General features: G+C 37.9%; 12 protein-coding genes. 9 read left to right on the plus strand and 3 right to left on the minus strand.

Going from position 1 to position 13420, the window contains the following annotated elements; genetic code table 11:
• Positions 1 to 253: 253 nt before the first annotated feature.
• Both GR160_RS14505 and GR160_RS14510 read right to left on the minus strand, forming a co-directional pair.
• Positions 254 to 1882, minus strand: coding sequence for a T9SS type A sorting domain-containing protein (locus GR160_RS14505; RefSeq protein ID WP_160750611.1), 1629 nt, complete (start codon positions 1880 to 1882; stop codon positions 254 to 256).
• A gap of 416 nt (positions 1883 to 2298) precedes the next feature.
• Positions 2299 to 3570, minus strand: coding sequence for an aminotransferase class I/II-fold pyridoxal phosphate-dependent enzyme (locus GR160_RS14510; protein ID WP_160750612.1), 1272 nt, complete (start codon positions 3568 to 3570; stop codon positions 2299 to 2301).
• 236 nt (positions 3571 to 3806) lie between these two features.
• Here GR160_RS14510 and GR160_RS14515 point away from each other — a divergent pair, with 236 nt between their 5' ends.
• From GR160_RS14515 to GR160_RS14540, 6 genes are all read left to right on the plus strand, one after another.
• Complete coding sequence (locus GR160_RS14515) at positions 3807 to 4142, plus strand: TM2 domain-containing protein (RefSeq protein WP_160750613.1); 336 nt, start codon at positions 3807 to 3809, stop codon at positions 4140 to 4142.
• 6 nt (positions 4143 to 4148) lie between these two features.
• The gene (locus GR160_RS14520; protein WP_160750614.1) at positions 4149 to 4553 is read left to right on the plus strand and encodes a DUF2752 domain-containing protein; all 405 of its coding nucleotides are present in this window, start codon (positions 4149 to 4151) and stop codon (positions 4551 to 4553) included.
• Entirely contained in the window at positions 4550 to 5005 is a 456-nt protein-coding gene (locus GR160_RS14525; RefSeq protein ID WP_160750615.1) for a DUF4870 domain-containing protein, read from the plus strand. Before GR160_RS14520 ends, GR160_RS14525 begins: the two co-directional genes overlap by 4 nt.
• Entirely contained in the window at positions 5002 to 5574 is a 573-nt protein-coding gene (locus tag GR160_RS14530; protein ID WP_160750616.1) for a non-canonical purine NTP diphosphatase, read from the plus strand. The genes GR160_RS14525 and GR160_RS14530 overlap by 4 nt, the downstream gene beginning before the upstream one ends.
• Positions 5575 to 5673: 99 nt before the next feature.
• Positions 5674 to 7491 (plus strand): DEAD/DEAH box helicase, encoded by a 1818-nt coding sequence (locus GR160_RS14535; protein ID WP_160750617.1) that lies wholly within the window; start codon positions 5674 to 5676, stop codon positions 7489 to 7491.
• A gap of 85 nt (positions 7492 to 7576) precedes the next feature.
• Positions 7577 to 8356: a carboxypeptidase-like regulatory domain-containing protein gene (locus tag GR160_RS14540; protein ID WP_160750618.1), complete on the plus strand. Its 780-nt coding sequence runs from the start codon at positions 7577 to 7579 to the stop codon at positions 8354 to 8356.
• A gap of 49 nt (positions 8357 to 8405) precedes the next feature.
• On the opposite strand, the gene GR160_RS14545 is transcribed toward GR160_RS14540, so the two are convergent.
• The gene (locus GR160_RS14545) at positions 8406 to 9077 is read right to left on the minus strand and encodes an RNA methyltransferase (RefSeq protein ID WP_160750619.1); all 672 of its coding nucleotides are present in this window, start codon (positions 9075 to 9077) and stop codon (positions 8406 to 8408) included.
• Between the two features lie 150 nt (positions 9078 to 9227).
• Here GR160_RS14545 and GR160_RS14550 point away from each other — a divergent pair, with 150 nt between their 5' ends.
• From GR160_RS14550 to GR160_RS14560, 3 genes are all read left to right on the plus strand, one after another.
• Positions 9228 to 9899, plus strand: coding sequence for a J domain-containing protein (locus tag GR160_RS14550; protein WP_160750620.1), 672 nt, complete (start codon positions 9228 to 9230; stop codon positions 9897 to 9899).
• Between the two features lie 130 nt (positions 9900 to 10029).
• Complete coding sequence (locus GR160_RS14555; RefSeq protein WP_160750621.1) at positions 10030 to 11223, plus strand: dipeptidase; 1194 nt, start codon at positions 10030 to 10032, stop codon at positions 11221 to 11223.
• 463 nt (positions 11224 to 11686) lie between these two features.
• Entirely contained in the window at positions 11687 to 13393 is a 1707-nt protein-coding gene (locus tag GR160_RS14560; RefSeq protein ID WP_160750622.1) for a sodium:solute symporter, read from the plus strand.
• The last annotated feature ends 27 nt before the right edge of the window (positions 13394 to 13420 follow it).

A 13420-nucleotide genomic window follows, 5' to 3' on the forward strand; every position in this document is an offset into this window, starting at 1 on the left:
TTAAAATTAAAAAGGGTTGTAAATATTTGTGCCACTAAACATATAACATTAAGACTAGTATATGCTTAAATGTACAGATGCATGTTAGATGGTTTTAGGTCTCTTCTAAATAGATATGACACAACCATAGCTCTTGGAAAGGACGGAATTACTTAGCATTTATAGTGATAGCCTCAAAAAAATAAAAAAGTTTAAATCACTTGAATAAAAAACATCCATTTTTGGCTTACCAAAAATGGATGTTTTTGTAAAGTTATTTAACAATAAACTGATGACTTTCTAACACACCATTATTGTTGATTTTTATAAAATAAACACCTTTGTCGTAGTTGCTTACATCTATGGTTGTACTTTTATCAGTTACTTTCAATTTCTTGACAACCTGCCCTATCATATTATAAATTGATAATTCTACATTTGATGAAATAGAGTCGGAAACTAATTCAATGTTTAAATATGAATCTGATGGAATTGGATACACTTTAAAATTTTTGATACTCACATTTATATCGCTACCTGGATTTGCCATTCTTGGTAGCTGAAGGCAACCTGAACCAATTCCACATTGGCATAATGTTGGCCTGTACAATGTAAACGTTTGTTGATTTACTGCAACACCACAACTATTTACAACTTTTGCGGTTACTACGAAACTATTACCTTGAGGAATATTAAAATCTGAAGCATACAAATGGAATTGATAGTTTGCTACCGGCAGTTTAGTAACAGTAATTCCATTACATGTAAACTGCATTTTTTTAGTTGAGTTGTAGAGGTTTGTATTTTCACTGGAGGTTTTAAATACATAGAATGCATCTGCACAGCCTTCAGGAGCATTAGTATAGGGATAAGAATATGGATATCCAGATGGTGTAGTCAATACAGCAAATAAGCCGTTAACACCGATTGTTAAGTTTTTCACAATAGTGAAGGTTTCTCCACAAGCGTTAGTAATTGTAGCAATAAGATTTATATCTCCATTTCTGTTACCAACCCCCGTAACGGTTGTTGATGTTCCAGTTGTTGAACTTAAAACCCCATTAAGACCAGATAAACTCCAGGTGACTGTTTGATTCGGCAAAAGCCCGTTCAAAGTATAGCTGCTTGATGTACAAAATGTTGAAGCACCTGTTATTGTGGCAGCACTTGTAAATGGTAGCCTTGTTACAGTTTTTGTACTACTTTTAGAATAATTTGGGTTAGCACCAGACCTTTTTACCGTACAGCTAATATTGAAATTTCCCATTAAGTTTGGTTGTACCAAAACAGAATTCCCTGTTGCTGAACCTATTATTGTAGCTCCCGTAACAGACCAAAGTCTTATATCGCTATTGGAACCATTAGCAATAGTATAGGTTTGGTTTGTTTGGCTACAACTTGCTATAGCCGATGGCCCTTGAATTACCGGATTTTCAATTCTTTGAACTGTTACCTGTTTTACAGCTTGTGGTTGAAAAGTGAAATAACCAATATTTTCTCCTGTACTGGCTTTACGATATATCCCACTTATTTTAACCGTTACGTTGTCAGAAGAGCTACTTGATCCATTTCCCCATTGTATTGAAACTGTTTTCGGGTTGGAACCCTCATAAGTTGGGTCACTATAATAATTTTCTTGATTTGCTGTTGACCCAATGTACCCAGGAATGGTGCCATTTGAGCCACCATTCGAATCTGTCGTTACAATCCACTGGGTAATTATATACATGTCTGCCTGAACTCCATTATTAGATGGATATACAGGATTAAAAGTAAAAGTATAATTTTGTGGAACTCCAACTTCAACAGTGGAGGGGCCGGAAATAGAAATTGATTGTTGTGCAAATACTGATGCATTATAAAATAAGCATAGACTAAGCCATAAAAATAATTTTTTCTTCATAATAAATTGTTGATTAATTTGTCTTTTCTGTTTGCACTTTGCCAGGCTGAAAAGTTGACCTGTTTTAAAAATTAGACTATTATACTGTTTTTTTTAAACTTTTCTTTTATGCATAATTTTAAATAAAGGCTTAATACGACCTATTTTCTAAGTGGTGACTTCTGCATTTAAGTTTAGGTAATAATACAATTTTTTTTTACACTTTTAACAAAAATGTTCTTATTTACACATTGAAGTGATGTGAAATTTTTTATAAAATCCAAAAGGGTTTAGAAATAATTCGCTACATACCCAAACCCCGTCGTGGATTTGCCATCAGTGTTGAGTTATCAGATATAATAAACGCTATCAAAGACAATAAAAAAAGGGAGACAAATTAATGTCTCCCTTTTTTTTATTTTAAACTTCTGCTGTTATTATTCAGCAACAGCATCAAGATCAACAGTTGTCCTGCTTGCTATCTCTTTATACGTTCCGTTTTGAAGTTTTTCACGAATAGCCTCATAAGCACTAAGTGTTTCGTTTATATCTTCCAACGTGTGTGTAGCCGTAGGGATCATCCTTAGCAAAATTATGCCTTTCGGTATTACAGGATATACTACTATAGAAAGGAAAATACTGTAATTTTCGCGCAGGTCGTTTACCATTACCATAGCTTCAGGAATACTGCCTTCAAGATATACAGGCGTAACACATGTATTGGTGTCGCCAATATTAAATCCTCTTTCTTTAAGGCCGTTTTGCAGTGCATTTACGTTTTCCCAAAGTTTGTCTTTAAGCTGCGGAGTGGTTTTTAGAAGCTCAAGACGTTTAAGCGCACCTTTAACCAACACCATTGGCAAAGACTTAGCAAACATCTGCGAACGCAGGTTGTATTTAAGGAAGTCTATAATATCTTTATCAGCAGCAATAAATGCACCAATACTTGCCATAGACTTAGCAAATGTACTGAAATAAACATCTATACCATCCTGGCAGCCCTGCTCCTCGCCTGCCCCTGCTCCGGTAGCACCAAGGGTACCAAAACCATGAGCATCGTCTACAAGCAGCCTGAAATTATATTTTTCTTTAAGGGCAACTATTTCTTTTAGTTTACCCTGTTGGCCACGCATACCAAAAACACCTTCGGTAATAAGCAGTATGCCCCCACCAGTTGTTTCGGCCATTTTAGTGGCGCGGTCAAGATTTTTTTCTATACTCTCAACATCATTGTGCTTGTATGTAAAGCGCTTGCCCATGTGCAGGCGAACACCATCTATAATACAGGCATGAGAGTCTACATCATATACAATAACATCGTTTTTAGACACAAGGGCATCTATGGTAGACACCATACCCTGATAGCCAAAGTTTAAAAGATAGGCCGACTCTTTATGAACAAACGAAGCCAGTTCCTGCTCCAATTTTTCGTGCCAGTCTGTGTGCCCGCTCATCATCCTTGCTCCCATTGGGTAAGCAGCTCCATATTCGGCAGCAGCCTCGGCATCTACCTTGCGCACCTCCGGATGATTTGCAAGACCCAGATAATCGTTTATACTCCAGTTTATTACTTCTTTGCCGTGAAACATCATTCGGTTAGAAAGCGGCCCCTCAAGTTTAGGGAACACATAATATCCTTCGGCCTGGCTGGCCCATTTGCCTAATGGCCCTTTATTTTTTTGAATCCTTTCAAACAGATCTTTTACCATAATCCAAGTTTTCTTTTGTTTAAAAACGCACCAAAAGTAACTATTAAATTGCTTTTGTCATAATATTTTTGAATAAAGCCTGTAACAAAAAACACAAAATCATTACTTATATGATATACAATTTAAACAATATAAGATATAACACCTATTAAAGTTTAACCAAAACTTGCACAGCAAAAAATATTTTATAGTTTTACGTAATTATTAACCAATCTTTAACAAAACACCAACCAACGATGGATTCACAAAAAGTAGACATGTACCTGATGAGCAATGCAAAATATTTTCAGGGACAACACCTAAACTACATTCGCGAAAGATTAGCACAGGCAGATGATTCTAAATGGGCAATGATACAGGCTGTAGAACTTAAAGAACCTACAACCATATTAATAGTATCGATACTTGCAGGAAGCCTTGGTATTGACCGTTTTTTAATTGGCGATACTGGCCTTGGAGTAGGCAAACTGTTAACATGTGGCGGCTTTGGTATATGGGCACTGGTAGACTGGTTTCTTATATCTGATGCTACACGTCAAAAAAACATGGAAAAACTACAGGTATTCCTATAATAAACCATGAGCAGGAACAGGCTATATCTTGTACTGTTTTTAGCATTGCTGCTGGGTTATGTTTATATACTCATATCTTATTTAGATTTGATACACAACCAACACACCCTGTGCATGTTTAAAAACGTTACCGGAATAGCCTGCCCGTCCTGTGGCAGCACACGATCGGTATTACTAATTGCAAACGGCGATATTAAAAGTGCCTTATTAATTAATCCGCTTGGCTTTTTAATCAGCATTATAATGATAGCAATGCCACTTTGGCTTTTGCACGACATTATATATAAAAAAGCCTCTTTATACAGCAGTTATAAAAAAGCTGAGACATTTATAAGAATAAAATGGGTAGCTATACCATTAGTGGTTTTAGTATTGGCAAACTGGGGCTGGAATATTTATAAAGAATTATGACACAATACATAGACAAAACAGAACAGCTCTATCCTCACGAAATCGAGCAGGCATCCAACAGCTATTTAATGGCCGTGGTAGCCGTTATTGCCGGAGTTCCGCTACCTATTGTAAATGTTATAGCTTCGTTTTTATTTTATCTTGGGCAGCGAAAATCATCCTACTTTGTACGGTGGCATTGCATACAGGCCATATTGGCTCAAGCTATTATGGTGCCATTTAACAGTATAGCCATAGGATGGACCATAAGGCTTCTGATAGACGAAAACACTCCCGACATGTATTACATAATGTATATATCATTTGTGCTGGTTTTTAATATTGTAGAATTTTTTACGGTTATAATAACTGCTGCCGAAGTAAGAAAAGGCAAAAATGTGCGTTGGTTTTTAATAGCTAACTTAACCGATGCCATTACCAGTAAAGAAAACCGCGATCCTTATAAAATATGAAACTCGTTTTTGCCTCGAACAACAAAAATAAATTACAGGAAATAAGACACCAGTTACCCGAGAGTATTGAACTTTTAAGCCTTGAAGACATTGGCTGTTTTGAAGATATACCCGAAACTGCCGATACAATAGAAGGAAACGCTATACTTAAAGCCGATTATGTTACCAAAAGGTTTGGTTACGATTGCTTTGCTGATGATACCGGACTTGAAGTAGATGCCCTTAATGGTGCCCCCGGAGTATATTCGGCACGCTATGCCGGCGAAGAAAAAAGCGCAGAAGCCAATATGGAGAAACTGCTTACAGAACTTGACGGTAATCCCAACCGCAATGCTAACTTTAAAACTGTTATAGCCCTCAACCTTAAAGGCGGGCAGCATTTGTTTACAGGTATTGTAAACGGCACTATAACTTCAGAGAAGGCAGGAACAGCTGGTTTTGGCTATGACCCTGTGTTTAAACCGGAAGGTTTAGACCTTACATTTGCGCAGCTTTCGCTTGACGAAAAAGCACAACTTAGCCATCGTGGCAGGGCTGTTAAACAACTCATAGACTTCTTAAAAATATAACTAATTGATTTTCAAAATGATTAATTAAAATAAAACTGCAACACCAATTAGTTTATATCGCTAATTAACAGTACCTTTGCAGCTATTTTAAAATCATATATGAATAAATTTGAACAATTAGGATTGAATGAATCGCTTCTGAAGGCGATAACCGATCTAGGATTTGAAAATCCGTCAGAAGTACAGGAAAAAGCGATTCCCCTATTATTGGAAAAAGATACAGATATTGTGGCTCTTGCACAAACTGGTACAGGGAAAACCGCTGCGTTTGGTTTCCCCCTAATCCAGAAGATAGATGCCGACAACAGATATACACAGGCTCTTATATTATCTCCTACCCGTGAGCTTTGCTTACAGATTACAAACGAAATTAAACTTTACTCTAAATACATAAAAGGCGTTAATACCGTTGCCGTTTATGGAGGTGCCAGCATTACAGAACAGGCAAGGGAAATTAAACGTGGTGCACAAATAATCGTGGCTACACCGGGCCGTATGCAGGACATGATCAACCGTGGGCTTGTAGACATCTCTAAAATAGATTTCTGTATACTTGACGAGGCTGATGAAATGCTTAATATGGGCTTTTATGACGATATCGTTAACATCCTGTCTACATCGCCGGATGATAAAAGCACCTGGTTATTCAGCGCAACAATGCCGCAGGAAGTTGCACGCATTGCAAAAGAGTTTATGCGCAAACCGTTAGAAATAACCGTAGGTCATAAAAACTCCGGTTCATCTACCGTATCGCACGAGTTCTATGTAGTGAATGCACGCGACCGTTATGAGGCTTTAAAACGCCTTGCCGACGCTAACCCTGATATTTTTTCGGTAGTATTTTGCCGCACCAAAAGGGACACTCAGGCAGTTGCCGAAAAGCTTATTGAAGACGGATACAGCGCGGCTGCATTGCACGGCGATCTTTCTCAGGCACAACGTGACGGGGTAATGAAGTCATTCCGTGGCAGGCAGATACAAATGCTTGTTGCTACCGATGTTGCTGCAAGGGGTATTGACGTAGATAATGTTACACACGTTGTTAACTACCAGCTTCCGGATGAAATAGAAACCTACAACCACCGCAGTGGCCGTACAGGCCGTGCCGGCAAACTGGGTACATCTATAGTTATTGTAACTAAGAGCGAGATACGCAAAATATCGGCTATTGAAAGAATCATCAAACAAAAGTTTGAAGAGAAAACAATTCCTTCAGGAATTGAAATATGCGAGATACAGCTTTTCCACCTTGCAAATAAGATCAAGGATGTAGAGGTTGACCACGAAATAGACTCTTACCTTCCTGCTATTTATGAGGTTATGAAAGACCTTACTAAAGAGGAACTTATCAAGAAAATGGTATCGGTTGAGTTTAACAGGTTTATAAGCTACTATAAAAAGAACAGGGATCTTTCTGCACAATCTGCAGGAGACAGACGCGATGGTGCAACACGCGGCGGTAACAGCGATGGCGGTGCAACACGTTACTTTGTAAACATAGGAAGCCGTGACAACTTTGACTGGATGAGCCTTAAAGATTTTCTTCGTGACACGCTTGGACTTGGCCGCGATGACATCTTTAAAGTTGATGTTAAAGAAGGTTTCTCTTTCTTTAATACTAATGCAGAACACACTGATGCGGTTCTTGACACGCTTAATGCAATGCACCTTGAAGGCCGTCGCATAAACGTGGAGGTTTCTAAAAATGACGGAGGTTCTAACAGCCGACGCAGAGACCATAACGGACGTGGAGGTAACAGCTACGGCGGACGCAACGAATCGTTTGGCGGACGTGCACCACGAGGTGAAAACAGAGGCGAAGGCGCGCCAAGAAGAGATTCAGGCAGAGACTCAGGCAGGCCACCACGCAGGTCTGATTCTTCTCAGTCAAGAGAAAGAAGGCCAAGAAGAAGCTAAGACTAAAAAAATATTTTAGCATACTTATATACTAACTACAAAATATCGCGTTTGTTTACTACCTTTACAAGCATATAAACAATCGATGAGATATTTTGTAGTTTTTTTATTTTCAATACTTTCCTTTTCAGTTGCTTTTGGACAAACTAAAGAAACCAAGAAGAAAGAAACTGTATCGGGCACAATTGTGTCTGATATTACTTTACTGCCTGTACCCGGCGTAAACATTATTAACATCAATAAAGTAAAAGGTACTACTACCGACGAAAAAGGTAACTTTACTATAGAAGCCAGTACCAACGACACGCTTCACGTTTCGTTTATTGGCTATCAGGCCATTAAAGTTCGCGTTACTAACGACTGGATAAACAACGCTACGAACACTAAAATTCCGCTTACCGAAAGATCTCAAACCCTTGAAGAAGTTGTAATTAACAAATACAGCCTTACAGGATATTTACAAATAGACAGTAAACTTGCACCTGTGCGAGAAAACTATCGTTACAGCATAGCAGGATTGCCACAGGGATATGAAGGCGGTGAGAATTCGCCTAATGCGTTTAAAAAGATCGTGAGTTCGGTATTTAACCCGGCCGACTTTTTACACAATACTTTTGGTAAAAAACCTACTGAAATGCGCAGGCTTCGCGACATGAAAAAAGATGATACTGTGCGTAATTTGCTTGCCAACAAATTTGACCGCGAAACACTTTCGGCTTTATTAGGCATTAGCAAAGATGAAATAGCCGATATACTTGAGCGTTGCAATTACAGCGAGCAATTTATTACAACTGCCAACGACTTACAGATAATGGATGCTATTAGCGGCTGTTATGAAGAATATAAAGCCCTGAACAGGAAATAGCTTTATTTTGGCACTAATAATCTCAGGCAATGAGATAAAACTTAAGGTTTTAAGACTCTTTTTCGTCAAGGTATCTCTCAGTGATAAAATCGATGTCTTTTATTGATTTTCGTGACCAGTCTATACGCTTTTCCAAAACCTCTTCTTCCGTTAACTGCCACTCAATATCTGATTTTTGTAAACGGCTGCTTAGATTTTGTATTACAATAGCCGCTGATGACGATATATTTAAACTCTCAGTAAAGCCAAGCATTGGTATTTTTATAAAGCCGTCAGCCTCTTTGAGCACCTCTTCGGTAAGGCCCAATTTTTCAGTACCAAAAAATATAGCTGCCGGTTGCGATATATCGAAATCGTCCAGAAAACATGACTCGGCATGTGGAGACGTTGCTATAATTTTATAGCCTTTGGCACGTAATGCATCAATGCAGGATACAGTATTGTCATATCGCGTAACGTCTACCCATTTTTGAGCACCCAGTGCAATTTCCTTATCGATCTTTTTTCCATATTTTTCTTCGATAACACTCAGCTCCTGTATCCCAAAAACCTCGCAGGTACGCATTACAGCGCTGGTATTATGCAACTGATACACATCTTCTATTGCTACTGTAAAATGTTTGGTGCGGTGTTTGAGTATCTCCATAAACTTTGCGCAACGTTCCGGAGTAAGAAAAGTTTCAAGGTAGTCTAGGTAATCTGTATCGTGAATGTTTTTCATTTTAAGGCGTCGGTTCATTTTAGCGTGGGCGCAAATTTACAAAAAACTATAGATTTCAATATAAAAGTATAACTGCTACTGTAAAGTATAAGCTTATCGTAAAAGTTAATATATTTACAAAATGGCCGCTACAAAGCCTAAGTGTTAAGGATGAAAGATTATTACAAAATATTAAAAGTTCCGGCAAATGCTCCGCAGGAAGAAATTAAAAAGGCATACCGCCTGCTGGCATTAGAGCATCATCCTGACAAGAACAATGGCAACGAAGCAAGCGAAGAGCGTTTTAAAGAAATTGCCGAAGCTTACGTTATATTAGGCGATCATGCCAAACGAAATGCTTATGACTACACCAAAAGCCTTAACAAAAACTATCGTAGCCAGCACACCGGGGCAAAGCAAACACCTGTTACCTACCTTATACTTTTTAAAAGAATTAAAGACAAGGTTTTAAATGCAAACTGTAGGGTAAACGAAGGTTCTTTATTTAAGATTATTGACGATTTACTGAGCGAGGAGAACATTATTTTTTTAATAACCTTTGGAGATAATACTACAAATAATCTTATTACTGACGAGATACTGACGTGTAGTATATTTCTTGACAGCACAATGAAATCACACCTGTACAACAAACTTGAAAAACTTGCCAACGGCGACCCCCGTTTTGCAGAAAAGATAATTTTAATGGAGAAAAAAATAAGTTCCCTCTCTCCTATCGAACCCGATGCAGAAAGCGAACCTCTGAGCAAAGCTTCTATACTACTGTTTGCGTTGTTCCTTATCTTTTTTATAGCACTATGGTTTGTAGCAAATAAAAATTAAGATAAAACAAAAGGCAGTTTTGCGAATTTGCAATCTTTTACACACAAATTTCAATTATTAAGCAATTGTTTGGACTTACTTAAACCATTAATAGCTATGGGAGTCATAGAATATAATTAAAATATTTTCTATGGCATCATCAAACCAACTGTGGCACCGCCGCAAATTTGTGTCTACTTTAGCAGGTGTAGGTTCTTTAATAGCATTAAATCCGTCGTTAGGCTGGTTAGCCGAAAATTTTGACCCAAGAACTGCAGCACTCGCGGCTAAAATTATGGGCATAGACACACATAACCATATCGATGTGCCTCTTATTGCTTCAGAACTTCCAGGGCCTGATTTAAGCCTTTCGGATGACCTTAAAAAATCCGGACTATCAGCCATCTGTATGACCTTCGCGGTAGATTATAAACAACCGCTTGCACCGGGGGAATCGTACACCCGATTTATTACAGGACTTGACTCAATGGACACGGTACTTAAAAAGAATAGTATTGAACGTGCCCTAAACCTGACCGACCTTACAAAAGCTTATAAAGCGCAAAAGCCAATAGTAATACAATCTGTAGAGGGATGCCACTTTCTTGAAGGCGACGCAAAACGAATGGAAGAGGCCTATAAACGCGGACTGAGGGTTATTGGGCTGCTGCATGATAATGATGCGTTAGTGCCCTTAGGAGATGTATATACAAACACACCACAGTTTGGCGGACTGACACAACTGGGTATTGATGCCATAAAAGAATGCGAACGTTTGGGCATTTTAATAGACTTAGCACACGGAAGCAACGAAATGGTTAACAAGGCTCTTAAAATCACATCTAAGCCTGTAATTATTTCGCACACGGGACTTGACACCCAGTTAGGTCAAAACCCAACAATGGCAAAGATGATGAGACCAAGACTCATTAGCAAAGAGCAGGCAAAAATAGTAGCCGATGCTGGCGGAATAATAGGCGTTTGGACACATTTAGCAAACTCTCCCGGTGAATACGCACAAAACGTCCGTGCAATGGTTGATGTTGTTGGCATAGACCATGTGTGCATTGGTACAGATACTAAGCTTACACCTGCATACCGTTCGCCAGGCCAACAATGGGGCAAGCCAAAAGACAAGGAAGGTAATGAACCTAAAGACAGTAATAAAAAAAGTACAAACCGTCCGGGCGAGCGTACTAATTATGCCTGGGAAGATCAAAAAACAGGATTTTACTATGCTGTAACGGATGCTATGTTAAAAAATGGATTTACGGAAAATGAAATATCTAAAATAGGTGCAGAAAACTTTTGCCGCGTATTTGATGCCGCAACAAAGCACGGATAGATTTGCCTCTCCATTAACTTAAATTCAAGTGTTATTTCTGAGAATATATAATCAGAAATAACACTTTCTGTTTTTACAACTTATATTCCTCAAAACAGATACTAGAGAAGGCAATTGCAAAGTTTACTTTTCAACACAGTACTTTGATTTGCAACTGTTAAAACAATAAAAAAGACATTGTGCTGTTATATGCTTTAACAGAGTTAACAGCTTATTAACGCTTCATTTAAAAGGATTAACAGCATGAAATTAAAATTTTTAACGCCTTTGGTATAAATTACGTTGTGTTTATTTAGTACTATTGTGTAACAAAAGTTTCATTAAAAAGTCTTATTTATAAAATGAGAGACTAAAAACGGTATGAACAACACTACTATCTGGAAAAAAAGCTATACACTCGTGCTGTTGCTTAACATTATATACATAGCATTGTTTTATTTTATAATGCAAATTTACGCATAGCATGCAGTTAATAGACTGGATAATACTTTGCTCTACACTTATATTTATTGTTGCCTATGGCGCACTGAAAACCCGTGGCAGCAAAAATGTTGAAGAATACATACTGGGCAGTAACGAAACACCATGGTGGACAGTCGGCCTATCTGTAATGGCCACACAGGCAAGTGCCATTACTTTTTTATCTACACCGGGACAGGCCTATCATGACGGTATGGGGTTTGTGCAGTTTTATTTTGGGTTGCCACTGGCCATGATCGTCATCTGCATAACTTTTATACCTATCTATCATAAATTAAAGGTTTTTACTGCATACGAATTTTTAGAACAGCGTTTTGATGTTAAAACCAGAACTCTTGCTTCTATAATATTTATGATACAGCGCGGCCTGGGCACAGGCCTTACGATCTATGCACCTGCAATTATACTATCGTCTCTATTAGGCTGGAACCTGAACATAATGAACCTTGTGATAGGTTTAATGGTTATTATATATACAGTATCGGGTGGTACGCGTGCCGTAAATGTTACACATAAACAGCAAATGTTTGTGATAATGGCCGGAATGATCATTACCTTTTTTATCATTTTAAATTACCTGCCGGAAGAGCTTAACCTTAACAACGCCCTCCATATTGCCGGTGCAAACGATAAACTTAATGTGCTTGATTTTTCATTTAATCCGGATGAAAGATATACGGTATGGTCAGGAATTGCAGGAGGTTTCTTTTTAGCATTAGCTTATTTTGGTACCGATCAAAGCCAGGTTCAACGATATCTATCGGGCAAATCAGTTCGCGAGAGCCAAATGGGTTTAATAATGAACGGGCTTTTAAAAGTACCCATGCAGTTCTTTATACTGCTTATTGGAGTAATGGTGTTTGTATTTTTCCAGTTTCACCATGCGCCATTGCACTTCAATCCAAACAATACACAAATAGTTAATAACTCAAAATATAAAGACGAGTATAAAAATCTTGAAAAACAACTGCATGAGCTTGCTGCCGATAAACAGGAAATAAGCATGTTGTATGTAAGCCAGCTCAATCAGGATTATGATAATAAAGAGCTTCATAACCGCATGATAGCCCTTAACAACAGAGAAAAAGACCTAAGAGACCAGGCGAAGGACATTATTAATACTATTGATAAGAGTGCTGAGACAAATGATAAAGACTATGTATTTTTATACTTTATACTCAACTTTTTACCTAAGGGAATGATAGGCCTGCTGCTTGCGGTCATAATTTCAGCAGCCATGTCTTCGTCGGCATCAGGGTTAAATGCACTTGCTTCGACAACCGCAATAGATATTTATAAACGTTTTGTAAAAGGAGAGAAATCAGAAAAACACTTTGTTAATGTTACCCAGATCTTTACATTGTTTTGGGGCGTTGTAGCAATACTCTTTGCATGCGTAGGTACATTGTTTGAAAACCTTATACAATTGGTAAACATTGTTGGCTCTATCTTCTATGGTACTGTTTTAGGTATATTTTTAGTGGCATTTTATATAAAATACATAAAGGCCGAAGCAATATTTTGGGGAGCCCTTATATGCCAAATAGCTGTTATATATATATGGTATATAGAAGCCGTAAGCTTTTTATGGCTAAATGTTATTGGTGCATCTTTAGCAATTGTACTTTCTTATCTGCTTCAATTATTGTTCTTTAACAATAAAAAAATGCCCGATATAGAGGAAGCATAAAGTTACAATCACTTAAATAAGTAACTA

It is taken from the genome of Flavobacterium sp. Sd200 (assembly GCF_009826935.1).
Lineage (GTDB): Bacteria > Bacteroidota > Bacteroidia > Flavobacteriales > Flavobacteriaceae > Flavobacterium.

Excerpts from the sequence above, each read along its gene's own strand:
- GR160_RS14510 (WP_160750612.1), bottom strand. The coding sequence starts at position 3,570 with ATGGTAAAAGATCTGTTTGAAAGGATTCAAAAAAATAAAGGGCCATTA.
- GR160_RS14560 (WP_160750622.1), top strand. The coding sequence starts at position 11,687 with ATGCAGTTAATAGACTGGATAATACTTTGCTCTACACTTATATTTATT.
- GR160_RS14555 (WP_160750621.1), top strand. The coding sequence starts at position 10,030 with ATGGCATCATCAAACCAACTGTGGCACCGCCGCAAATTTGTGTCTACT.
- GR160_RS14550 (WP_160750620.1), top strand. The coding sequence starts at position 9,228 with ATGAAAGATTATTACAAAATATTAAAAGTTCCGGCAAATGCTCCGCAG.
- GR160_RS14520 (WP_160750614.1), top strand. The coding sequence starts at position 4,149 with ATGAGCAGGAACAGGCTATATCTTGTACTGTTTTTAGCATTGCTGCTG.
- GR160_RS14515 (WP_160750613.1), top strand. The coding sequence starts at position 3,807 with ATGGATTCACAAAAAGTAGACATGTACCTGATGAGCAATGCAAAATAT.
- GR160_RS14505 (WP_160750611.1), bottom strand. The coding sequence starts at position 1,882 with ATGAAGAAAAAATTATTTTTATGGCTTAGTCTATGCTTATTTTATAAT.
- GR160_RS14525 (WP_160750615.1), top strand. The coding sequence starts at position 4,550 with ATGACACAATACATAGACAAAACAGAACAGCTCTATCCTCACGAAATC.
- GR160_RS14530 (WP_160750616.1), top strand. The coding sequence starts at position 5,002 with ATGAAACTCGTTTTTGCCTCGAACAACAAAAATAAATTACAGGAAATA.
- GR160_RS14535 (WP_160750617.1), top strand. The coding sequence starts at position 5,674 with ATGAATAAATTTGAACAATTAGGATTGAATGAATCGCTTCTGAAGGCG.
- GR160_RS14545 (WP_160750619.1), bottom strand. The coding sequence starts at position 9,077 with ATGAAAAACATTCACGATACAGATTACCTAGACTACCTTGAAACTTTT.
- GR160_RS14540 (WP_160750618.1), top strand. The coding sequence starts at position 7,577 with ATGAGATATTTTGTAGTTTTTTTATTTTCAATACTTTCCTTTTCAGTT.